Genomic DNA, 23,647 nt, shown 5'->3' on the forward strand with positions numbered 1-23,647 from the left:
ATCTTGTGCGCTATAAAATGTACATAAATAGTACAGGTTGTAACGAGAACCAGGAGTAAAAAGAATGACAGAGTACAAACGTATTTTTATAGTTGGTCAGCCTGGTGCTGGAAAAGGTTTAATAGCTAAAATGCTTGCTGAAAAACTTGGATGGCGATTTGTTGATGCGGATTTAGGCATTGAATTTAACATTGGCAAAACACTTAGAGATATTTGTGGCACAGAAGGGGAGAGTCAATTTCTGAGCTGTCAAAATGAAATTCTTTCTTCATTGATTACAAAAGAAAATATAGTAGTTGCAACGGATGGCACTATAGCTTGCAATGAGCAAAACAGGCAAATTCTGCGTTCTGAATTTACAGTTTTTCTGCAAGTAACAACGGCAAGTCAATTACAACGCACTTCAAGAGACAACTTGCCTTTATTAGCTGGGGATATGAGGGAATTTTTTGATCTCTTACATCAACAGCGGGATGAAGACTTTGAAAAAGTTGCCACCTTGAGTATTGATACCGAAGACAATAATGTTGAAAGGCATATTTTAAACATTACCAAGCAGCTTGCTGGAGGCTCTAAGGTAGAGGGAAAAAATACTTTGATAGAGTTGGAAACTAAGGATCTAATCCTTTTCCATAAGCAACAACATCATCCTATCAACTTAACGGAGCAACAAGCACGTTGTCTCAAATTGCTAGCTAAGGGTAAGACATCGAAAGAAATTGCTCTGCTTTTAGGAATTTCTTATCGAACAGTTGAGGGTAATTTGGCCAAGTTAATGGAAGATACAGGCTGTTCATCAAGTAAGGAATTGATTGTGTTATACCTAGATAAACCTTGATTTATTGCAAAGAGCCGCGGGAAGTCGACTTTTATGGGACTACACATTTTCTCCTAAAAAAAACATTTATTTGAAAAATAATAACTTAATAAAATGTTAATTTTATTATGAGAATATAACCTTTCATAATAAAAGCACGAGATAAAAATGCCTAAAAAGTATCCTGATGAAATCGCCTATTACGAACAAAATATAACAACTAAAATTTCTATGAAAAATGAGTTTAGAACAGAGAGAAAGGCAATGAGATTATTGCCTTCAAATGATCCTGAGCAGAAATATTTAGATAAGGAAAAGCAAGATCTTTATGAAATTAAATTTTCCGAAGAAGAAGGAATTTTTTTAGATTATGAAGGAAATGTTTTATCTGGAAAATATAATTTCATTATAACTTGTGAAGAGAACCCGCGAATTATTTGTCATCCAACCATGAATCATTCTTTTTTGGCTAACGGCAAAAAGGTTCTTGCGGCAGGTAATTTGTTTTTTCAGTTCGATACGCTTGTAACTATCACTAACAATAGTGGTCACTACAGGCCTACAGATGAAGAAATGTTGCCTGTAATTAAAGCCTTAGATGTTGCTACTGAAGGTTCTTTACTCAGATATATTAGCCATTGCACTAATGAGCCCTTAGTTTATCCAGTTATTGAGCTCGTAGATGCAGAGCATTTTTCTGATGTTCTCCCCCTAGATGACCAAGAGGTAATAAATCCGGTTAGTGGTCAACGAGAAGATACTGGATATGATAGCCTCATATCGGACGAATCAAAAAATCAAAGTTTTAATCGTAAACTACCCTTAGAAACCATCATTAAATATCAGAAAATTGTCGAGGGAAATTATTCGTTTTTTTCAACAAATGAAAAGCCGGATGATCTAGCTGATGGAATAGCTAATATTCATCTAAAACCCTTGAGTGTTTCTTTTGGTTAACCTTGGGAAAAAACACTAATAAAATAGTCATCTCTACCTCTGTAGAGATGACTATTTTTGCCCGCAATCCTGGATTAACATTCGAATACAGGGTATATTAGCCACCATAATTCATTCAGATCGTTTATTATCTATTCAGAAAAAACGATTTTCTTTAGTATCAAAGACTTCCTTATGCCTACAATTTCGTTGTTAAAGCACGGCTTTTTCAAGCAGTCGCCGCAAAGAAATCTAGAAACTTCTTTATTTGCAGAGGATGAATTTAATATTAATCAGCTGAAGGCTGAGTTTTTTACGCTGTATAAAATATTTGTCGCTAATAAAAGTCTTTTAGATAAGGAAAATCAGATTGTTTTATGCCTAGGGCAAGTCTGTGATTTATTGGTGCAATATTATCAGGTTGATTATGTATCAGAAGATCTAAGAACTTTTTTAGATAAGAAAAAGGAAATTGATCGCTTTATTGATCAGGGTTATTTACCAGATATTCATGATTCGCCACATGGATTTTCAACCTTTATAAGCGATCGATTAAGAGCAAATATTCTTGAATTTATCTATGTTTTTAAAAGCTCATCAAAGTTTCGCAGGTTTGTATCCTCTCTGATTACTAATCGCTCTTATTGGAATTACAGCCGAGCATTAGCAAACTGTATTGTAGTCTATCTTTTAAACAGTCAATTTGTTGAATTAATTAGAGAAATTAACTCTAAAATTGGATTGGGGTCTAGCCCTGAAGATGTGATGAAAGCCTTAGAAACAGCGCAGGTTGTTCTAAGAGTCTTGAGTTTTTCTTTATATGCAATTCGCTTTATAGCTAATCTGATCATTCTCATAAAACATGTTATCCATGCCGCAAACTCAGAGGAATTATCAGCTAAAAAAGTTTTGCTTCAGGAACTTGAAAAACGTTTTTATCTTATGTTCAATGACTTGGCTTGGGGAATCGTTAATTTCTTGAGTAACTATCATCAGTTTTTTGATATCTCTCAGGCAACTATATCCCAGATAAACTTGGCATTTCTAGCCTTTGATATTCTGCTATTTTTTGCAAGTTGGTATGTTGAAGCAAGAAAATATCACCATTGTTTACAAGAACTCGTTTTACAAAAAGACAATGAGGTTTCCTCACTCGAACTTGCAGTTATCAACCGACAAATCGACATATTAAATGATGAATGGAATGCCCAATGCGCCTATTATAAATTTAACATTGCTGCGGCAGTTTTATTGATATTTGCTTTTGCTGCGAGTTTACTATGTACAGCCGCCATTGCTTTGATCGTTTTAACCGCGCTGAGTATGTTAGGTAATGCACTCTACAATAGTTGCAATGAATACAAAAATTATCAGTTAGCCTGCATTGCAATTGACCGAGAACTGGAAAATGGCCGTTTATTTGAAGATGAATACCATTATGGATTGCTAGAAGAATTAGATCTTGAATGTAAAGAAGCTTCTCGCATATTTTGGAACACGCTAATTTTTAATGCAGGTTTTACTGCCTTTGTAATTACTACTGCTGCAATTTCTTGGCCTGTGGCGGTCGCCTTAACTGCCACTTATCTAGTTTATAAGTTATGGGATGCCTTTGAGAAATCACAGCATGAAAATAATAAGCTACGTGCATCACAGAAAGTCTATCGCTTATTTAATACCCCTGTTGAACGAGCAGAACTAACGGGATCAGAGCAAGAGAATTTTAATTCTAACTCGCTGCTTTCAACTTAAGTTCAAATTCGTGGGGATACCTCAACTCTGGATGTACTGCTATTACAAAGACGTACGTCATGTCGAACGTAGAGAGGCATCTCCTGAGTGTGGCACAGTGCTAATCCCGGAGATCCCTCACTATGTTCGGGATGACGGGCGATGTTTGGATGACGGGGGTGACCTACTACAAGTTAAACCCTACACCATTGCTTACGCCGTTGGGCATTAATGAAACGCTCGATATCAGGCATAGATGCTTACCTCATTGAAAAATAGAACTCAGAATCGGGTTGAATGCCATCAGAATTAACTATAGGCTCAGGATTGTCCAAGAGATAAGACCAGTTGGTTAAATTAACGGTGATGGACAAGGACTGATCACCTGAAGTGAGAAAATGATGCTGCTTAATTTGCTCTTGTTTAACATCAATTAGCCGACCGCTAAAATCAAAATCTATAAGCGTTCTAGTCAAACAGTCAACTTCACGCTCTGTGCCGGATAAAATAATCTCACCACCGCGATCAGCTTGGCATTTTTCCCCACCTATAAAGACCAATTCACTAAGCATTAGAATTGAATTATTATCCACGTCTAAATCCTCTCTAAGACATGCAAAGAAGTCCTCTAGTGTATCTTCTATCTCTTTCATTTGATTTTTAGTTCTAATGGGAAAACCTGACCAATGGTATAAACCACAAAAGGGTTTAAGCTCATCTTCAATCCAGCATTGACCTCGAATGATGAAAGCAATACAAGTTGAAATGCCTACTGTGGTGAACGCTGTATTTATATCAGAACTAAAATCCATTTCATCCATATCAACTAAGACTATTCTCTCTTTGTCGTATTTTGCACTTGCCATTTATTAAACTCTCACTTTGCCTAAAAAATGGTCTATTATAGCTAATTATTCAATAAATGAATATTCCTGGTATTGCAGTTGACCTTTACAAGCTATGCAACCAGAATTGGAATCTTTCAATCCCAGATATCAGTGAGCAGGAATGGATTTACATACTGAGTTTTCAAAAGAAGTGCTTAAGCTGATAAAGTCAATTCCTAAAGGGAAGGTTGCAACCTATGGACTCATCGCCAAACTGGCAGGAAATTCACGTGGCGCGCGAGGAGTGGGTTGGCTTCTTCATTCATGCACAAGAAGCCATGATTTGCCTTGGCAGCGGGTGATCAAGTCGAGCGGGCAACTTTCTTTCCCCTTTGGTAGTCCGCAGTATTCACTACAAAAACAGCTGTTAGATAAAGAAGGGGTTTCTGTTAGCAATGGGCGTGTAGATTTAAAAAAGTACCTTTGGTCTGGGGAAACTACTCGCCAGCCTGACGACACTCATTTTTGACGGTTAGCTCACAGGTATTCACACAATTCTGCTCCTCTTTTGACTGGCATAATTTCTTTATACAGAGGTCGATTCGCTGTTGAATACAGAGGCTTTGGTCATCTTTTTGGTCATCAATTGCAGTTGGGGATGGCTCTGCTGCGTAGGTTGCTGCGAGAGCCAAGAGTAACAGGGAAGTTAATATTTGTTTAATCATGATTTTCCTTCTTATTTTCAAACATATAGCTTGATTATAGGAAAATATTTCGAGGATTGATAAACAAATATTAAGCAGCGGGGCAAGCAGACAGAGAAAGAGAATCTTCTGGATCGTCTTGGTCATCCTTATCATAAGGTAAGGCACGAGTGGGAGCACACTCATGAGGCATTCTTGCACTAAGGCTTTGAAATAGTAGAGTGAAGCGTGCGCTATAGGTAAGCGGTATCTCTTCGTCAGTATTAATATCTGGTGGAGGAGTCGTATTGTTTTGGCAGAGACTTAAAAGTTGCTCGCGAGAGTAAGTAATTTTCATTATTAATTCGTCAAATCGGTTAAAAGAGGCGCAATGGTAACAAAAAGAAGGATAGATAAAAAGGTTTAGTTGCTAGTGTAGGCTTTAATGTGAGTAGCTGTTTTAGATCTGTCCCCCTAACGCAACGTCATCCTGAGCGCAGCGAAGGATCTCCGGGATTAGCACGGTGTCACATTCAGGAGATCCTTCGCTGCGCTCAGTATGAAGTAGTACTGAGGCAGGAGGGCTTGAGCACAGGATCTAATTAGACCTTCATTCCTTTTTACGTTTCGAGGTTCCCCTCTTAGATTTATTATCGCTTGTACTTGATTGGGCTTTGGGATATTTGCTTGTCATATCAGAGGTCATATCAGAGGCAAAAACCTTTGCCAACTCAAAGGGATTCAATCCCCACCAGGTGGGAGTGAAAACAGAGTTGGATATGCTACCCATTAAACTGTCCGCGACATTAAGTGTGGATGCCTCAGGAATCTTATTAAGCATACTTGCCATTAGGGGATTGGTTTGGGTTACTACCTTTTCATAGAGAGACCATGATTGTTGTAGATAGTCTTGAAATTTCGCTGTATTCTCAGCAACTAACTTCAGTTGCAGCTCAAGGAGCTTCTCGGGGGTTTTTCTAAAGTCCTCAGCTTTTAAATAGTGAAGATTTTCAATAAATTTCATATGCATATTCATCCATTCTTGTAGTGCTGAATATGCTGATTTGCCTCGCTCCTCATGATGTTGGTTAATCATAAAACTTCCTTGTTTAGTTAAGACAATTTGCATTAGATGCTATTAAAAATAGTACATAAATGATTTCTAATCAATTAGCGACTAGGAGCTTGCCTTCTAATTTCGATATTGTTAGTCAGCGCCGGGAAAGCTAGCGGGGGCGCTGGATGTTTTAAAGCTTCACCTAGGCTAATGAATTTATAACCATTTTTTTGATACATCTCTAAAACGTCAGCTAATAAATAGCTGTTAAGCAGGTTAGCATGGAGCAAAATAATTTGTTTGTTGTCTGGCCACTTTGATCGTTTCTCCGCTTTTAAGGTTTGGTTCCAGATATAGGCTAAATATTCAGCCTTAAGTGTTGTGGCATAGCTTTCCCTTTCATCTTCGGCAATTTTATAAAGCCTTTTATTGAAATCATAATCCTTGGAATTAATTGTTACTGGGGCAATAGTATAGTGGTGGGCATTGAGGTAAGCCTGGACTTTAGCCTTATTTATTGTGTAACCCTCAGCAAGGTAGGGATAGCGGAAGTATTTGGGGGTTGTCATTATTTTTGTAAGCATCTTATCTGCACGGTCAATATCTGCAATATATTCTTCCGCACCAATTTGATTTAGGTTGTAGTGGGAATAGCTATGATTGCCAAGTGCAAAGCCTGCTTGGCGGAATTGTTTAAGAAATTCCCATTGTCCTCTTTGAATGGAACCAGCAATGACAAAACCAGTGGCAGGGACCTTATATTGAAACAGGGTATTGACCAGTTTTGTAAAACGCTCCTGGGCAAGTTGCCGATTGTCAGCTGTATTCATCCTTGAGGCAATCAAGGGTAGATCATCGAGTGTTATTGCAATCTCGCGCGCTTGGGCAAAGCATAAGGAAGAAATTAAGGTCGCATAAAGGAAAATTAATTTGGCCATCAGCAGACTCGGTTTTTCTAGCATCATCATATCGTTCTTTAGACAAAGTCAAGCCGTTATCTAAGAACTTTTTGCCAGTGATTTGTTTTAAACAGCGGATTCCTCTGAGCTTTGAAAGACGAAGGTCTAAGTGCTAAACGATAATCCGCATTAGCTTCAGAATGGTAGCGCTTTTGGTTGAGGTGAATTATTGAGCCTGGATTAAGCTTTTCATTATCAAGGTAAATTTGAGCGTCTTGGGGCGCCTCAACCAGATAAGAGCCTGCAAACTTAAGTTCTATTCTTTGTTGTCCTTTGGACACCCTTGGTGCATAGAAGAATATTGACCCCCAAAGATGTTGATATTGGCTCTCCAAATAGTGATGGACTGCTGGGGGCAGATAGTGAAAACGATCATTGTCTACATAAAACTTGATCGGCGCCTTGTTGATGTCTTGAATAATTTGCTCCACCGTATCAGGACTGAAGTCTAGTGAGCTCAGGGTGATAGTCGGGTAGGCTGTCTTGGAGGGATTATAGAGATAATCAAGCGAGGGTCCTGTTAGATGAGCTAATCCTGGGATAGGCTGCTCAATATTTAGGAGTAAGGGGACGCCTGCAATATAAGTTCCGCCATCTTTTAATAGTCTTTCCATCATATGGATCGTTGCTTTTTGATAATGCCCATTGATTCCTGGTAACAAGTGGATAAAGGTTATAACAGGGAAGATGAGCCCTAAAATCAGTAGAGTTATAAAAATATAATGACTGAGTGGTTCTGCGTTGTCGTTCAGCACAATTGCATAGAGTAATAAAGGAATTAAAGCGGCAAATAAATAGATGCTTTCTAATGCGAATTGGTAAGATAAAAACAATAAAAAAACAAGATAAAGCAGAGAAAATATTAAGGTTGTTTTCTTGTGTTTTTTAATACAAAGATAGAAAGAATTCTCTCGATAAGCTGCTGAGAAAAAAGCAGAGTAAAGAAGAAGGAGAAGGGGAGACGCTACTACCAGAAAATAAGGGAAGGGCTGTTTACAGCCTAAGATAAAAAGCAAGATTGTCAGTGTATAAGTCAATAGGAAGATACGATTTTTTAGAGGCAAAATAAGGATGCCATATAAGGCCAGCGGCCAAAGGAGAGCATAGCCTGGATTGTTATTAATATTTAAACTCCAGTAGCCATTACGAGAAGCTAGATACCGTTTAACTTCAGCAATCAGGAGAGGCTCATAAAAAATGCTTTGTATCACTGTAGAGAAGCTTGAAACTGAAGTCCAAAAGAGAATATAGCCTGATAGCATTATGAACGCTGAGAGATTGAAAATAAAAATCGCCTTAGCTTTTTTCCAGCTGCGATCTTCAATCAGTCCTTGGATTATTAATCCCAAGTTTGTAGCGATAATATACCAGGCAACTTTCTGACAAATTAAAAAACCAAGACCAATACTAATTCCCGCCAGGATATATTTTTCTTCAAAGAGAAATAAGACAGAAACTAAACAAAGCCAGAAGGCTAGTAAATCAACGCGAATATCAACAGATGAAAAGAGAAAAACAGGTGTGAAAATAGTCAGAACTAAGGCAGTTAAAATGGCTGGGGCAGAGAAAAACCTTTTAAGCCAAATTGCAAGAAAGGCTATAAAAAAAACATTGATGAGAGTTACCCATAATTTGACAACGATCAGCGTGGTTAAGTTACCCTGTGCAAGTATAAAGGGAGGTAGAAAAACATAGTAACCGAGAACAGTTTTATAAGGTAAAAAATCGCGATAAGGCAGCCCTTGCAGATATTTAGAATTATGATGAGCAAGCCAAAAATCATCCAGCGAAAAGCTAGCATAGGGAATATAACAACACTCAATACCTAGGTAGGTTAAGCAAATCAGACTCAAGATAAGGAAAAATCGCTGTGATAGAACTGATGGCACGAAAGACTCCTTTTCCCCTCGGAAAGAGTACTAACCAATACAAAAAACCAGTCAAGCTTATCAGACTCAATAACTCCAAGCAAAACTCCTGGGGGGATTCTTCAGATTGATGAATAAAAAAATAGCGCCTAACTTTTCTTAGTAATTCGCTTAAACCAATTAGCCAGATTGGTCCTAAAAGCGATAATCAAAACAATAAGGGTGAATAAGAGAACCGCAATGACCATGGAAACAACATCAAAATTCAGAGCATCCGGTGCGAGAAATATGCCTGCAATTGTACCGGCTATAAACAAAAGTATGCTCGCAAGCCAACCTATCATTTCGTCTCTCCGGTTCTAAATATTTTGTAACCCTCTATATAATTATAGCCCCACCCAACGGATGAATTGATTTGTTGTTCGAAGTGTTACGGACGGTTTTGATTCAAAATTAACAGTATAACTTCTTGAATCCTTATTAGAAGACTCAGAGTTCACCTTAATTTCTTTAATTCGGCCAAAATCAACAAGATGCATCTGTGTTTCATAATAGCCACGTACCATCGTGATGACTGGAATAACAAAATTGATGGCATTGATTTCATCTTTATTATTATTGGCAATTATATTTTCAAACTCTGTATTACTCAGGGCAATGTATTCAATATTATTAATTTGTCGGCGCAACATACGTCCCAGGGGTGCAGAATTATGAAAAATACGGATGTAATCGTCAGCTGTCATAGCTACAACAGGTTCACTATCGAGATTTTTGCTATAAATCTTGGCAAAAATCACATCCTCGCGTTTTTCAACATCTTCTGGGGCTGGTTTTATTTCGCCGTTGAGATTTCCTGTATAGCGGATTGGTGAGAGATTGTCGCAATTTAAAAATTTTGATTTCATAAACCAATTATCACTTGGGTAATAAACTACAAATAAAGAATCCTCTTTAATGGTGTTAATAATCTGTTTTGTCATATTCAAGGGAAGAGCAGGACAGCCCCAACTACGGCCGGCTCGGCCATACTTTTTAATGAAGTTTTCATCAACATACCAACCGCCATGCATGACCACGGAGCGATTGGCAGCATTATCATTAAAGCCCTGATCCAAGCCATCAAGGCGCAAAGACAGGCCGTCACGGCCATAATAGGATTTCTCAGTTTTGTAGACGCCGATACTGCTGGATTTGCTGTTGTATTTATTTGAAAAATACTTTGTTTCTAAGGCTCCTGACATAATGCCGTGTGATACATAGGTGTTAAACAGCAATGTTCTTTCCTTCAAATCAAAGACCCATAAGCGTTTTTCACTTGAGGGAAGGGAATAGTCGATTATTGTCAAAACGTTATTGTGTTCGACATTAAATTCATTAGCGCATTTTAAGGTTTTCAACACCTTGTTGATGACTGCGACATTCAAGGTCGGTGCCTCTTGCTGCAGCATATTCTGGATTTCATCCAAACTAAGGGTTGGTGTCCTCACATAGGCAATTTGCGGACTCAACATTGAGAAAATTTCTTTCATGGCACTATTATCATTGCTGATGATAATTTTCTCTTGCTGCAATTGTGGTGAGGGAACGGAAAAACAAGTTGAAGTGACTGCTAAAATCAATAGCAGATTGGTTCTCATGGCATTTCCTTGGCTAATTATTATTATTCCTATTAATAGGTATAGCTCAAAAATTAACGTTCGTCATGGCAAACGTAGAGAGACATCTCCCGAATGTGGCATAGTTCAAATCGCGGAGATCCCTCCCTACGTTTGGGATGACGTACGTCTTTTGGGGCCAACCTGTTACTATTTCGCCCCCGGATACCATTGAATTGACTCCGAAGCACATTTATATAACTGATCAATCAGTTCCATTTTAAGAGAACCAGGCCCCTTCGCTCTGCTGTTAGCGGAACTTACGCATTTGCCATAGAACTCAGTTGCTTTTTGTGCAGCAAGAAAGCGATCTGTTTCAACAGCATGGAAGGCGCCAAGCATTGAGGAAAGAAGGTTGCCAATACCTGCGACCTTTTGCAAAAGAAAGGAATCATAATTGAATTGATCAAATTTGTTGCCATCGATAATTGTGTTTAACTTGCCGCTTAAAACAACCAGCAGATTATGTTCTTCGGAGAATTTTTTGGCTTTATCAAGAAGCTCATTATATTCAATTACACTATGGTTAGTGATTGTAAGCTGACCATCCAGCAAACTGGCTATCTCATTAGGATAGGCTCGGACCATGGATATCGAGTTTTCCTTGATCAGATTAATCGCAATATCCGTGCGATAACGACTTATTCCTGCGCCGACAGGATCTAAAATAATCGGTTTATTATGTTTATTGGCCAGGCTACAGACGTCTGAACAGATTTTTACAAAGTCGTCATTGAGTTTACCGAGATTAATGACTACCGCCTGAGCTAAATTAAAAATTTCATCAATTTCCTGCTCTGCATTACTCATTAAGGGAAAGGCACCGATAGATCGTAAGCCGCTAGCGACTAGGTCTATGGGGAAGTATTCGCTGACGTTAAATATAAAAGGTCTTTCCTTTTGAATTTTAATTAAGAGGTCACGCATGTTTTGTGTCATAAAATCTCCCTTTTTATCAAACGAGAAGCTTCGCGCTTAGGTTCTTATCTCAATTTCCGCAATCTTTAGCAGGAAAAAATAAATTTGGCAAAACTTATTGCACTTAATAGTTAATTAATAATCTGCCGGTATACTTCGTGATTACTGTGTACAAAATATAATCATTGTTGTGAGGTGTTTATGCCAACATTACCAAAAGAGATAAGACAGTTTGAACTGAATTTTATTTGTTCTGTCCTGCATCGCGCTAAAATTCGTACCTCGCAAGATTTATGGGATAATTTTGCTCAGGTATTCGTTACAATTAATCAAAACCCGAACATATTTAAATCCACTTATACAAGAGATGAGTGGGTAGAGATACTTAAGGCGGGGATTAAGACCTACAATAATATCGATGCGGGTGCTATTAAACTCAATGATAGTGAGTTAGATACCTTGTTCATCTCTGTAATTCCAGATGAAGTATTGAATCCTGGAGTTCAACTTCCTCCTCCTATTCCTATGACTCTCGATCGTGATTTATCTAAGGTGACACAAAGCTATGATCGCCTGGAAATTTCCCTTGAAGAACAGCAAACTATAAGTGATGAAATTCAAGATGTTATGAAGGATAAAGATTTTGTTGTTGTTCCCCATGTTATCCTTGGAACTGGTGATACCGGAACTACACTTTGGCTTGAAAAATTTCACGCTCATCATGACACCGCTAAAACAGCGGTCAAAAATAAGAAAATGCCTTCAGTCTTAATGATTGGTAAAGATGCAGGTAGTTGGAACCATAATTATACCCTTGCACAACCGCACAATATTTTGGAACGAGTGGCTGCAAAGGAAAATCCCTCTGCTTATATGAGTGAAGAATATTATCAACAGAACCCCTATACCAACGGGCGTCATGTCTATCAGGCCAACCAAGTTAGTCTGGCTATGACAGGAGCGCCGCTCTTACGCGCTTCGGTTCTAAAAATTGAAAAACAAGAGAATCACGATGCTGACTGGAAATCACCTGAAAAATATCGTTTAGTTGTATCAACAGAAAATGGTATCAAGCATGTTTACACCAACGAAGTTAATATTTGTACAGGTTTGGGGCCAGCTAGAAATGCGATTAGCCGCTCAGCTATTGGAGTTGATGAATTTGAGCGCTTAAGCCAATTTAATAAGAAGAAAGAATTCACACCGATCGTCGATGGTAATCACTTCATTCTCAAAGGTTCCGAAGAAGTAGGGGAAAAGAGCCGTAGCATAGTAGTCTATGGTGGGGGTGGAACCGCTGCTGCCTGCTATCGTAAAGGCTTTTTTGGACATGATGTGCGTACAGAAGGCCGTGATTTTGAAAAAGAGCAGGGACAAAAGCATGACGTGGTTTGGGTGGCGAAACAGTTCAATAAAGCAGGAACTGGCCGACTTGCTACTTCTGCTCTGACAGGATCTTCAAGACGAGATGAATTGAAGAGGGGTGAGTTAGTTAAAATAGAAGAACAAGGCAATGGTAAATTATTATTAACTTTTAAAGATCCAGATAATGAATCTATCCCACATTATCCGTTAGAATGTGACCAATTTATTTACTCAATTGGACAGGATGATAGTACTATGCGCGCAATTTGTGAGGAAGTCGAAACCGATATTGATTTGCATTTTGACTCTGAGGGTATGATTCTCAATGTTTCTTCTCCTGATAAGTCTATTGTGTTCTTCGGCGCTGCAGCAATGGCTGTTCGCGAAACAGAATATATGGCGGCAACCTGGACATGGTTAAAGTCAGAGAATATCGGCGGTGATGTGGGCCCAGGCTCAATGCCTCCCTCAAGAGCGCAGATTAAACGTTATAATTTCCTCAATGGTTCGATGCCAACTTGTATCAATTCCAATATGGATGCCAAATCGTTGGTCGTGGCCTTTCTTGAAGATGCCGGTGTTGCGTCATCTACTGCAAAAAATTTCGTAGCTGACTTAATTGAAGCAAGAAAGCATGGATATCCTGCTAATCATTTAGTTACCAGAACAAGTGGTGCGACAAAGATGGAAATTGCAGCCCTGCTAAGGCTACATAAAATTGACGATCTGATCGGACTGACTCTTCATGGTCATCTGGTCAAAAAAGCGCAAGAACCTCACCAGATTAGCCAGCAGTCGCCGCAAGCTCGTCTCTCTTGGCTTAATTCAAATAGGAAGACTAATGATTCTAATGTTGTTGTTTCTACAGTTTCAGATGAGGCTGAGAGAGATAACTCCCTTGAAACAACCAACGGACAGGTAGTCAAAGTCAATGTATAGTTGTAAAAAAGTTTTAAATACTGTTATTCTTATTGGATAGATTGGTCAAAGTTTGCCCTTGTCCTCGGTCGTTGGATAAGGGCAAAACTAGGAAGGAATTATGACACTCGCTGAATTTCTCATTTTGAATGTAGAAGAAAAAAATTTTCATGGGCAGCTTATAAAGCTATCCCAAAATAAGAATGCAGTTGAACATTTGGAAAGGCTAATCCAGAGGAGCGATACGGGGATGTTGCTGAAACTTGCTCTAACCGACCCTGAGATTGATGCAATTTGTAAATTACCGCAATTTGAAGACTATTGGACCGATATATGGCGCCAAACTGGGGTTAATCCCCGGGAAATGGCCCAAGATAGTGGCGAGCCGATACATGAAAATCTACCAATGCCAACAGTTTCTTCCTTTGAGCTGCTAAAGGGGTTGTTCCTCTATGAGGAGTACCGCAGGCAATTAGAGGCGCAAACTGAACTTACAGAAAAGTTTTTTAAAGAAGCAGAAGAATTCTTAGTGGCCTCAGTAAGACATGGATGCTATTTTGCTATGAATGCCTTATGTATGGCGGGGCTTGAGTTACTGCAAGCCAATTTTGATGCAGATATTGCTATTAAGGTTTTAATTTGCGCTAGAGTAGCTGCTAATTTTTATCTATCCCCAGGTTATTTATTATTGTCTAATGTTTACCATGATTTTATTCAATATAAAGACAAAGACTGTTTCGCAGGGCTAAATTTGCGCATAGAGGCTTTTAAAGCCGCTTATATGGCGGAGCGATTGGAAGAATATTCAATAGCTATGATCAATAATGCCTATCAGGGCAAAACCTTACAAGAAGCCAGTGGTGGGAAAATTAAAGGTTTTTCTCATGCTAAAACCCGATTGCAAAACTATCTGGCATTGAATGCTTTTGAACTCAATCAAGCAATTGGGGCTGTAGGAAGGGAGGTTGGTTCAATTATTGCGCAAGTTACAATCGTCGCGGATAGTGCTGAGCCTCAGGATGATGGTATAGCTTACCCTCGCGCCTCTGGTTGACGTGCGTCTATTACAGTCACTTGTGTAGATACCCATGGGTCAAGCCACGGGAATTCAATACTGGAGTGGGGGCTGACCTATTACGATAGCCCCTGATTTTGAACCTCATTAGCAAAATATTTAACAAAGAATGTTTTGTTCAGCTGAGGGTTTTTCTTGTTTTCACGGATAAACTCTGCGGTAAAACCACATTTTTTATAAAAATCTGGTGCCTGAAAGGCACTGGTGACTAAATTGATATTGTTGAATCCCTTGCCTTCAAAATGTTGTTCCAGGGCTTGAATCAGTTTTTTGCCATAACCTTTTCCACGATGGGCTTTATCGACCCATAAATCATCTATATAGACCTCTGCAAAGGCTGTGTAAGCATTTAAAACTGCAAATACACCATCCTTCTCATTAGACAAGACTAGTGAAAAAGGTTTGTAATTGACGTCAACTCCATGATTAGATTCATAGGCAACCAAATCTCTGCGCATTTTTTTTTCAATTTCTTCGCTGAGTTCATCAATAAAAGCGATCTTATAGTTTTCATCTCTGGACTGTCTTTGCCCTTGTTGAATTTCTGTATTAAAGCAAAAAATATTACGAAGGGAATGCTCTTTATCATAATCAATTTCTTTGATGGTCTCTGTGTAATTGCCATCATTAAATCTAGCAATAATTTTTCGCCAAAATGCTAAAGCAGTTTTATTGTTAGGGATTACAGATACTTCCCAGGGACCGGGAAATTGTTCCCATACCTGTTTGGCAATCTCAGCACCAATACCTTTGCCTTGAAACTTAGCTAGCACAAAGAATTCAGCAATATTCCAAGTATTATCTGTGAAAATTGATGCCTTATTAAGGAAGACAAAACCCGCCATTTCTTCATCAATTTTAATTAAAAAAGCTTTCCTGTTCTTATCAGAGAAATAGGGCATTAGGTTATCGGAAACGAAGGATAAATTTGAAAGATATTTCCAGTTTCTATCGAAATTGTATTGCCGTCCTAAGTCATAGATATAAAAAAGCCACATGCTTTGAATTGCTGGATAATCACTAATTGATGCTGCAACGAGTTTTGGCTTTAGTTGAGAGTTCGTGTTCATAGAGAGTCCTTTTCTAAATGACATCATTTAACACCACAGACCAGACAGGATTGATAAAAGCCAACGATGGATAGCTCATCAGCAGCCAAGCGTTTTAATTCAAGAGTCTGGGCTTCCCAATCTTCATTAGACATTCCTTGAGCAAGAGCAGTTTTCTTATAAGCATAATGTCCATCCAGTAACAGGGTTTTTTGTTGTTGGCTGGTTAATAGCGGCTGGACTAGGCAGGCATCACGAATAGCAAAGCCTTTTTTCTGCATCCAGTAAATGAGCTTCATACCAAATTCACCGTCACGCTGTTGGCCATCAACTTCCATCTCCGGCAGGGGTTGCTCAGGACGGGAATAGTGCCAGGCTGCTGTGGGTGGATAAGCGAAGGCTGCGCTGATAATGCCTTCTTCGGCAAGATAGATACCCTTATCGTTTAGATGCTGATAGAAAATAGAAATTGCTGTTCTTGGACTGTGTAGGTGGTGGAGCACAAAGCGGCAGTAAATCAGGTCAAATTTTTCCTTGAGCGTTGCAAGATCATAGATAGAAATCTCTTTAAAACGAACGTTTTGATCCCCTTGCTGTGCACAGTATCTTTGTGCTCTGGCAAGTTGTTCGGCACTAATATCAATAGATAAAACCTCGCCATCTTTGCCAACTTGCTGAGCAAGATAATGAGTCATAATGCCTGAGCCACTACCAACATCTAAGACGCGCATACCTGGTTTTATACCATTCTTCGCAAGAAAGGCCTGGGTTGTTGTGTTAAACGAAAGATCAAGAATATCGTAGGCTAATCCTTCCTCATCAATCTCAAAGTCATATTCTTCTTTATGCGCCATGTCTATGTTCCCTTGCTCCTGTACTCACTGCCAATAAGTTAAGGAAGGTTTTGTCATTCCCGCGAAGGCGGGAAACTATTTCTAGCTAAGCACAGTGCCAATGTAGAGATGGTTTCCCGCCTTCGCGGGAATGACAAATGCCCTTAACTTAATAGCAGTGGCTCCTGTACTTGTACATTCTGCCGCGGGGATTCGGTAGCCACGAAATCCCGCGGCTTGACCGCGGGATCTAGCATCGCTATTCCCCAGAACCATTACCATCTTTATTATCTGAATACTTGCATTTTATTGCTGTTATTTCTGCCTGAATAGCTAAGTCAACTTTATAGATTGCATCATTAATAGCTTCTGTTAATAGGGCGCAGGTTTTTTCTTTGCTAGTGTTCCAGTCCGTATAGGAGGGGTCGAGATCAAGTTCCAGGATATGATGGTTGCCATCGACTCTTGCTCTGGCAATACCCTCACTAGAAAATCCTTGTACAACCAGAAACTCAAGATCTTCAAGCTTTTCAGCAATTTTAACGTCTATTTGATTTGAGTTTGTTCGAATTGTTTTTAGGGTATTGGCACCTAATTTTTTCAAAATTTCTTCATCAATAATAAAACCGTCTGCGGTTTTCATTCTAATCTCCTGGGAGATTCGTTTTCCCGAATTAATTAGTACCCTTTATGAGTATAGAACTAAAGGTAGGGGGGCGCCATCAGGACGCTATCCCGATGGCTCTGAGTTTAAGCGCTGGCTGAGTTATCAGCGACTAATATGTCTTTGCTACGTTCTTGATAATAAAGGGTGAAAAATCCGAGAACTGCGACGGTCAGGGTTATAGGAATAATACTCAAGCCATAGACAAAGGCCGTGTGTTCTCCAGACCCGCTGAAGGCATTGATTAAAAACCCTATAGTGCTGTGGAAGGCATAGCCAAAGCTCATGATGATCATGTTCGCAATGGCAGTGGTAATTCCGGCAACCTGTTCTGGCAGATAAGTGGAAGCTTTATAAATTGCCAAAATCTGATAAGCACAGCAAACGCCGACCAGGGCAAAGCCGAAGGCCATGGTGTTGGCTGTTAGTTGCTGAGCGATTAAGGCCATAAAAACAAGGAGCATGGCCAGGCCTGCACCGATAATTACACCCAAATAGTTATTGGTCTTCTCGGCAATATAACTCAGTACTGGAGCACCGAAACACATACCGATGAAAATCATTGATGGCAGATAGGAGGCCAAAGTAGCATCAAAACCATAAACTCTCTTGATAAAGGCGGAGCCCCAGACATCGGCAAAGCCTTCTAAGGGCCCTACCATTAAGCCAGCAAGAAGGCATAAGGCGACAATTTGACGATTGCTAATCACCATTTTTACATCCGCAACAATAGAGGTTGTGCGTGTATTCTTTTCCATTTCAGGAACGATGAAATAGGTTAAAAGAGCTAAGAGAACGCCAAAGAATGCAAAAATTTGCACAACGGCTTTATAACCCAGAATGCTACAGAGATAGCTTACAGGCCCGCCACCATAGATAGCACCAATTAAGCCAATCGTTACTGAGAAACTCAGCATTCGCGTAAAATGCTTTTCCTTAAACGCCATGCGAATAATCTTAAAGGTACCCAGAATAGCTGCAGAAGAACCTATACCAATTAAGGCCCGACCAATCATCGGATAGACCCAACGTTCAGCGAAAAGAATAGGGAGCAGCCCAATGACAGTCAGTAAAATACAAGCCGTCATTACTTTTCGAGGACCAAAACGGTCAAGCATAATGCCGATTGGTAAATGGACTAAGGAGTAACCAAGGTAATAGATGCCTGAAAATTGGCCAAATACTACAGTATCGATATGAAATTGCTGGATAAAATCGTCTAGCATGATATTAGGCATTACTCGCAAAATATATTGATAGGCATAGAATAATGAGGCAATTATCCATATTCCCCATGCAGCCATTCGTGTCATTGATTTATTCATTCTTACCACTTAATTGAAGGTTTATTGATTTTAAAACCCGCATGAAACAGCTTAGGTTGTTGTTTCGGAGGTTTAATAGTTTTTGATGATTTGTAGCTAGATAATACTCCGCTCAGCGGAGAAGGATGCTGAGGCACAGGGATATAAGAAATTGTATTTCGCGGGTGGACATGTTTATTGCCTCAACCATGAGTAAAAATCATTGTCAATTCATCCATAATATGGGCATCAATTAAATCTGTCAATACTAATATGTTTAAAAAATGTCAAATATATGAGCTATAAGAAAATAAAGTGTGCAATAAAGTTCGTGTTTTGCTAATCTATTCCCACGCTAAAAATAGCAAATTAAATTTGGAGTTAAATCTAATGTCTTTTGCCGAAATAACAGTTGATAAGAACAGCGAGTTTTTTATTGCGATATGCAAATTAGGTGTCCACTCTTATGTTGCAGCAGGGGTAAAAGAAAGAAGCGGGCAACATCGTTTTTTAGGTTCATTCGGCAAGGTTGGGAATCCAGAAAAAGGTGGAGCTTGCACCGCATCAAAGGCGATTTGCTCTACATTATTCTCAGAGACGGATGCATTTATTACAAATGAAAGAGTGATTAATTATAAAGAGGGTGATTCAGAGCGCAGACCTGCCTGGAGAACAGTTAGATACAAAGCCTATGGCATAACCTATCGGCATTATCTGCAGTTTTTAGCCCATATGGCGGCATTATCTCATGAACAGGAGAAGGCGCTTGAAAATAGCAGGTTACCTTCTTCCTGGTATAAATTGAAAGCGTATACACCTATAGAAGAGGATGAGACTACTGTCGGGTTTAAATGGGGGCCTCTTAGTATCGAAGACTACGAACAGGAGTTGGATGTTTGTCCTAATGAGTTTCACTTAGCGGCTTTTGGTAATACTTGCCGTCACTCTGCTATCCGTTTGGTTGAAGCCGCAAGACAGACTGCTGGTCTGGGAGAGGGTGTTTCAACCACTTTTTTTCGCGAACTTCCACTCGAAGCGGATTTTGGCAGGGGGGTTGTAGGAGTTGATCATCATTTTTACATTTTACCCTTACCACCGACTTCCTATCCTGAAATTGGCGATGAAAAGCAAGCGATTTTAGTCGAACTCTATGATCGTTTAGACAGTATGATGCTCATTGCTCAGGATGATCCCAATTCCATTGAAAAATTTGAAGAATTAAAAAAACTATATCAAGAAACAGCTGGCAAAGTACCAGATAGTATTCATGACGTAATTATTTCGATCAAAGAGTGGGAGAGCGATCATAAGGACTTAATTGACACTCACCGAGCATGGCATTTCTTTTCATCAACCGCAACGAGAAAAATGTTTAATAGGCTTGATGAGCAATTTGCGCAGATTCGACAAGATAGCGACTCAGAAGCGTCTGTGCTTTGTTGCTAGGAAATGGTGAAATAGGTTTTTATCCATAACGGACATTAATGTGACCAGCGGGATTTTTTGTTTTTTTGGTTTAATTTAGTGCAACATTGGTTTTTTTTTGGTAAATTACACCGCACGCTCTATGTTTTACGGGGAATTAATCATGCTTGGTATCCAATCCGCTGAAGATTTAGTATTAGCCACAAGGATTTCGCAGGCTGTTAATGTTTCTCCAGTTCTCGATAATTGCTTTTTTCATGCTTTAGCGCTTTATTTTTTAGCTAATCAGCTCCCTTTTCCTGATGATTTATTCACAAGATTTGGCACTGAAACCCCAGAGATAGCAGAATTAAAGGCTAGATTCCCAAGGATGGATAGTCTGGCGCTGTTTGAAGACTATGTTTTTGCCAAACATCCTGATTCCAATCCTTTCCCTGATCATCTAGTTGAAAAAACGATGGTATTGGGGATTTTTCTGCGTAGCTGGTTTACAAAGCATCTCGCCGAACATGAAGCAAATCGTAAAGCACTCTTTAAAGTAGAGGAGAGCCAAGCTGTTCGGGGCGTTGATGAAAACCATATAACTTTTATAAGCCTGATTAATGCTTACTATGAAGCTAAATTTGCAGATGCTTGGCAAGAAGAGGCTAGACAGGAAGAGGTTAGGCAAGAAGAGGTGAGGCAAGAAGAGGTGAGGCAAGAAGTTGCTACGCAAAAGAATGCTGCACGGGAAAATGGGGGCATGATGGTTTCCTTTTTAGAACAGGTCGCTCACAACCCTATTTATCAGGCTAACTCAGATTTCTTTAGAGCTCTTCCTGAGGTATTTGATGAAGAACTGTGCAAAGTTTATTGGGAAGGTTCCGGATATGCACGATATTGTGCTTATTTGAATGCTAATGTAAAAATATCACATAGTGATGTTGTTGCTATTCTTAAAGATGAACTAGAAATTCCCTATGTTATTTACAGCCAAGATTCTTCACCTATAACGAGTCACCTCCCTGAGTCAGCGAACATGCCTGTCTTTGAATTAGCGCTAAATGTACAGGCTGGTCATTATTATTTGTTAAAGAGCGAACAAACTGAGGATCTACTGGAAAAATATAGCCTTCAACATGAGGTTTATCTGCAGGAACGGGAGGAAGTATTAAGGGCCCGTAATTATTTTGTTGAGCGTGCCAAACAACGTTCTTCTACTTTTTTAGCAGCTACCTTACCTTTCACACATTCTTTACGTTCCCCAGTAGACTTGCTAGTCCAACGAGTGCGTGAATTGGATAAATTCATTCTCAACCCTCAAGAAGATATTGAACCAGTAGTACAAGTTGCTAATCGGCGCGGAGCTACCAGTTCAGTAACTTTAACAAGAGATAGTGAGCGATCTAGAAAAGAAACTGCCAGGACTCCTAAGGTCAATACCTCTGCCTCAGCTAGAAAGAAGCGCGTTGGCTTTTCAATTGAAGAGTCTACAAAAGATTCTGTAAGCAAGAGGAGTCAACCTGATAGGGAGCAAAGTTCCCAGAAGCGTTCGACTATAACCCAAAAGCCAGCAGAACATGCCTCTCAGGGTAAAAAAACGGCTAAACCACCACTAAGATCAGCGCGACAAAGAGAATTAGAGCGCCGAATCGGTCGGCTCGAAATCAGTTTAAAATTGCTTTTTGCCAAGACAGTTAAGTATCGGAATAAACTTAAACATCCACCTGAAGGCCTTTCGGAAAAAGACTTAGTGAAATATGAAAAGAAATACAAGGATGCTATTGATGCAGTAACGGATATGCACACTAAAATTTCTGATGCTCTAAACTGTTTCAAAGAAAGCCCGAGATTAGAAAAGGATTATAAAGTTTTCAGCAAGGCAAGTATCGATGCAGTTGAGGGTAAAAATAAATTAATCCTTAAACAACATCGTGATGACAGTCAGTTCTATGCTAATTTAGCAGGTTTTATTTTAGGTCTCGGAGTGTTTTATGGATTGTTTGTCCTTGGTAATTATATAAAAAATGGTGGTCGATGCACTTTGTTCCAAACTGATGGCGAGCAGTTAGTAGATCGAGTTGAGGATGATATAGCAGCAATGGCTCTTGTTTAAGGCTCATCAGGTAAACAGCCGAGCAAAATGTTTTGTATCTTCGCTAAGCCAAGCTCATGCATGGTTTTAATATTGTTTTCAGGAATTTTGCTCGTATCACCGAAATAGGCAATCGCTTTTTCAATACTTTCTTCACGTAAAATATGAAGCATAGGGTAGGGGGAGCGATTGGTGTAGTTGGAAACATCATCGAACTCGACATCGGCAAAACAATAGTCAGGATGAAAGGTTGCCAATTGATAAATCCCTTCGTAGTTTTGCTCAAACAAGAGTGCCTCAGCCAGATCGACAAAATCTAAATAGTGGAAAAAATCCTTTGCCAGAAAAGGAAAAATCATTAGGGTTGTTTCAACGGTCGGTTGATTATCCAGTAACTCAACTTCTTTCATTAAATCTTGCAAAGCCTGCTCTACTTTTTTTGTTGGGCTAATTTGAATTCGCAAGGAGCCTCGCTCAAATTCACGTCGAGCAAAGGGACAAATATTCAGTTGAATAATAAAAGAGTGGATCCAATTTCGAGTGTGCTGAATGATGGCTTCTTCTGACTGTTGCATTAGGGCTCTTGTTTAGCGGATTTAGCGCTATTTTAAGAGTATTTTTTGTAATCTGCCAAAGATTTTTCTGAGGATCGAATCCCCGCGGCTTGACCCATAGGTATCTACACAAATGTCCCTCCTTGTCTCAACATTAGGTCATCCAGAGCGTAGCGAAGGATCTCCTGAATGTGGCACCGTGCTAATCCCGGAGATCCTTCGCTACGCTCTGGATGACGTGCGTCTATTACAGCCACTTGTGTAGATACCTATGGGCATCGACCGCGGGGTCTAGATGTGGTGAAAGAGTTTAATTGTTCTCCTACCTAAATGCTTTCATTATTAAAGCTATACTATTAAAGCAAGCCACTAATGGAAACAATTATGAAACTAATAATAAGTTTATTAGCGATAGCTCCTTTATCTTTTGCTGGCGAGTTAAAGCAGATTCCACTTACTAATAATCCCCTTGCTCCCTTAGCTGCTATGAATAACCCTGAAGTTAATAAAACCTTATTATCCTCACCTTTTCCTGTCTATGTTATTGGAAACTCAGGGGTGATTAACCATCCCTATCCAGGTGCAAAGCAAGTTATGCTACCTACGGATAATAGTTATACAGGAGCGCCGGGTTGCTATATTGCTTGTTATTCACATCAACCTGGGGTTTATGCTGTTTCCCCGACAATTAATGTGATGGGACAAATTCGTGTCATTGGTAAATACGTAGATAGAATTTGCCAGCCATCAGGCTATGAGAATCGTGATATCAGTGCTGTTGGGAAATTCAAAGTTTTATGCTCGGTAAAAATCAGGAGCTGCCATTTTATTGAATGCTGGGCAGGCGGCGATACAGGAGGATGGTTTGGCATCCAATAAACTCTGTAATAGGTCAACCCTATCACCCTAATGCAACGTCATCCAGAGCGCAG

General features: G+C 39.5%; 23 protein-coding genes. 9 read left to right on the forward strand and 14 right to left on the reverse strand.

The genetic code is table 11. The features are described from left to right. Window positions 1–64 precede the first annotated feature (64 nt). The 3 genes from BN1094_RS16060 (at window position 65) to BN1094_RS16070 (ending at window position 3,505) form a co-directional block, all read left to right on the forward strand. Window positions 65–838 (forward strand): shikimate kinase, encoded by a 774-nt coding sequence (locus tag BN1094_RS16060; protein ID WP_044012159.1) that lies wholly within the window; start codon window positions 65–67, stop codon window positions 836–838. A 147-nt stretch (window positions 839–985) separates the two neighbouring features. After that, the gene (locus tag BN1094_RS16065; RefSeq protein ID WP_052403344.1) at window positions 986–1,774 is read left to right on the forward strand and encodes a hypothetical protein; all 789 of its coding nucleotides are present in this window, start codon (window positions 986–988) and stop codon (window positions 1,772–1,774) included. 174 nt (window positions 1,775–1,948) lie between these two features. Then, on the forward strand, window positions 1,949–3,505 hold the full coding sequence (locus BN1094_RS16070) for a hypothetical protein (RefSeq protein WP_052403345.1): 1,557 nt from the start codon (window positions 1,949–1,951) through the stop codon (window positions 3,503–3,505). A 239-nt stretch (window positions 3,506–3,744) separates the two neighbouring features. Here the strand turns inward: BN1094_RS16070 and BN1094_RS16075 are convergent, their stop codons facing one another. Continuing rightward, window positions 3,745–4,350, reverse strand: a complete 606-nt coding sequence (locus BN1094_RS16075) for a hypothetical protein (protein WP_044012160.1) — start codon at window positions 4,348–4,350, stop codon at window positions 3,745–3,747. A gap of 142 nt (window positions 4,351–4,492) precedes the next feature. On the opposite strand from BN1094_RS16075, the gene BN1094_RS16080 reads away from it, so the two are divergent. Continuing rightward, complete coding sequence (locus BN1094_RS16080; protein WP_044012161.1) at window positions 4,493–4,840, forward strand: MGMT family protein; 348 nt, start codon at window positions 4,493–4,495, stop codon at window positions 4,838–4,840. On the opposite strand, the gene BN1094_RS16085 is transcribed toward BN1094_RS16080, so the two are convergent. The 8 genes from BN1094_RS16085 to thiM all read right to left on the reverse strand — a co-directional run bounded on the left by BN1094_RS16085 (window position 4,809) and on the right by thiM (window position 11,475). Then, window positions 4,809–5,036: a hypothetical protein gene (locus BN1094_RS16085; protein WP_044012162.1), complete on the reverse strand. Its 228-nt coding sequence runs from the start codon at window positions 5,034–5,036 to the stop codon at window positions 4,809–4,811. The genes BN1094_RS16080 and BN1094_RS16085 overlap by 32 nt on opposite strands. Before the next feature lie 70 nt (window positions 5,037–5,106). Further along, window positions 5,107–5,352 (reverse strand): hypothetical protein, encoded by a 246-nt coding sequence (locus BN1094_RS16090; protein ID WP_044012163.1) that lies wholly within the window; start codon window positions 5,350–5,352, stop codon window positions 5,107–5,109. A gap of 252 nt (window positions 5,353–5,604) precedes the next feature. After that, window positions 5,605–6,090, reverse strand: a complete 486-nt coding sequence (locus tag BN1094_RS16095) for a hypothetical protein (RefSeq protein WP_044012164.1) — start codon at window positions 6,088–6,090, stop codon at window positions 5,605–5,607. Window positions 6,091–6,164: 74 nt separating this feature from the next. Beyond that, entirely contained in the window at window positions 6,165–7,019 is an 855-nt protein-coding gene (locus tag BN1094_RS16100) for a polysaccharide deacetylase family protein (protein WP_245614379.1), read from the reverse strand. 26 nt (window positions 7,020–7,045) lie between these two features. Then, the gene (locus BN1094_RS16105; RefSeq protein ID WP_044012165.1) at window positions 7,046–8,899 is read right to left on the reverse strand and encodes a hypothetical protein; all 1,854 of its coding nucleotides are present in this window, start codon (window positions 8,897–8,899) and stop codon (window positions 7,046–7,048) included. Window positions 8,900–9,027: 128 nt separating this feature from the next. Then, window positions 9,028–9,222 carry a hypothetical protein gene (locus BN1094_RS16110; protein ID WP_044012166.1) on the reverse strand — a complete coding sequence of 65 codons (195 nt, stop codon included), beginning with the start codon at window positions 9,220–9,222 and terminating at the stop codon, window positions 9,028–9,030. A 42-nt stretch (window positions 9,223–9,264) separates the two neighbouring features. Beyond that, the gene (locus tag BN1094_RS16115; RefSeq protein WP_044012167.1) at window positions 9,265–10,518 is read right to left on the reverse strand and encodes a murein L,D-transpeptidase catalytic domain family protein; all 1,254 of its coding nucleotides are present in this window, start codon (window positions 10,516–10,518) and stop codon (window positions 9,265–9,267) included. Window positions 10,519–10,686: 168 nt separating this feature from the next. Next, window positions 10,687–11,475 (reverse strand): hydroxyethylthiazole kinase, encoded by a 789-nt coding sequence (gene thiM, locus BN1094_RS16120; protein WP_044012169.1) that lies wholly within the window; start codon window positions 11,473–11,475, stop codon window positions 10,687–10,689. Between the two features lie 180 nt (window positions 11,476–11,655). On the opposite strand from thiM, the gene BN1094_RS16125 reads away from it, so the two are divergent. Together BN1094_RS16125 and BN1094_RS16130 are read left to right on the forward strand one after the other, a co-directional pair. Then, entirely contained in the window at window positions 11,656–13,758 is a 2,103-nt protein-coding gene (locus BN1094_RS16125) for a hypothetical protein (RefSeq protein WP_044012170.1), read from the forward strand. 100 nt (window positions 13,759–13,858) lie between these two features. Next, complete coding sequence (locus BN1094_RS16130; RefSeq protein WP_052403346.1) at window positions 13,859–14,791, forward strand: DUF5630 domain-containing protein; 933 nt, start codon at window positions 13,859–13,861, stop codon at window positions 14,789–14,791. Window positions 14,792–14,871: 80 nt separating this feature from the next. Here the strand turns inward: BN1094_RS16130 and BN1094_RS16135 are convergent, their stop codons facing one another. The 4 genes from BN1094_RS16135 to BN1094_RS16150 form a co-directional block, all read right to left on the reverse strand. After that, the gene (locus BN1094_RS16135; protein WP_044012171.1) at window positions 14,872–15,882 is read right to left on the reverse strand and encodes a GNAT family N-acetyltransferase; all 1,011 of its coding nucleotides are present in this window, start codon (window positions 15,880–15,882) and stop codon (window positions 14,872–14,874) included. Between the two features lie 23 nt (window positions 15,883–15,905). Next, window positions 15,906–16,715 carry a class I SAM-dependent methyltransferase gene (locus tag BN1094_RS19005; RefSeq protein ID WP_052403347.1) on the reverse strand — a complete coding sequence of 270 codons (810 nt, stop codon included), beginning with the start codon at window positions 16,713–16,715 and terminating at the stop codon, window positions 15,906–15,908. A gap of 238 nt (window positions 16,716–16,953) precedes the next feature. Beyond that, on the reverse strand, window positions 16,954–17,337 hold the full coding sequence (locus BN1094_RS16145) for a YbaB/EbfC family nucleoid-associated protein (protein WP_044012172.1): 384 nt from the start codon (window positions 17,335–17,337) through the stop codon (window positions 16,954–16,956). 107 nt (window positions 17,338–17,444) lie between these two features. Next, window positions 17,445–18,683, reverse strand: a complete 1,239-nt coding sequence (locus BN1094_RS16150; protein ID WP_044012173.1) for an MFS transporter — start codon at window positions 18,681–18,683, stop codon at window positions 17,445–17,447. A 369-nt stretch (window positions 18,684–19,052) separates the two neighbouring features. Between BN1094_RS16150 and BN1094_RS16155 the strand changes: the two genes are divergently transcribed. Together BN1094_RS16155 and BN1094_RS16160 are read left to right on the forward strand one after the other, a co-directional pair. Further along, entirely contained in the window at window positions 19,053–20,108 is a 1,056-nt protein-coding gene (locus BN1094_RS16155; RefSeq protein WP_044012174.1) for a hypothetical protein, read from the forward strand. 142 nt (window positions 20,109–20,250) lie between these two features. Next, window positions 20,251–22,182, forward strand: a complete 1,932-nt coding sequence (locus BN1094_RS16160) for a hypothetical protein (protein ID WP_044012175.1) — start codon at window positions 20,251–20,253, stop codon at window positions 22,180–22,182. On the opposite strand, the gene BN1094_RS16165 is transcribed toward BN1094_RS16160, so the two are convergent. Further along, the gene (locus BN1094_RS16165) at window positions 22,179–22,736 is read right to left on the reverse strand and encodes a DUF1415 domain-containing protein (protein WP_044012176.1); all 558 of its coding nucleotides are present in this window, start codon (window positions 22,734–22,736) and stop codon (window positions 22,179–22,181) included. The genes BN1094_RS16160 and BN1094_RS16165 overlap by 4 nt on opposite strands. 465 nt (window positions 22,737–23,201) lie before the next feature. Between BN1094_RS16165 and BN1094_RS16170 the strand changes: the two genes are divergently transcribed. Next, the gene (locus BN1094_RS16170; protein ID WP_425411923.1) at window positions 23,202–23,594 is read left to right on the forward strand and encodes a hypothetical protein; all 393 of its coding nucleotides are present in this window, start codon (window positions 23,202–23,204) and stop codon (window positions 23,592–23,594) included. The last annotated feature ends 53 nt before the right edge of the window (window positions 23,595–23,647 follow it).

Source organism: Legionella massiliensis (assembly GCF_000756815.1).
GTDB lineage: Bacteria > Pseudomonadota > Gammaproteobacteria > Legionellales > Legionellaceae > Tatlockia > Tatlockia massiliensis.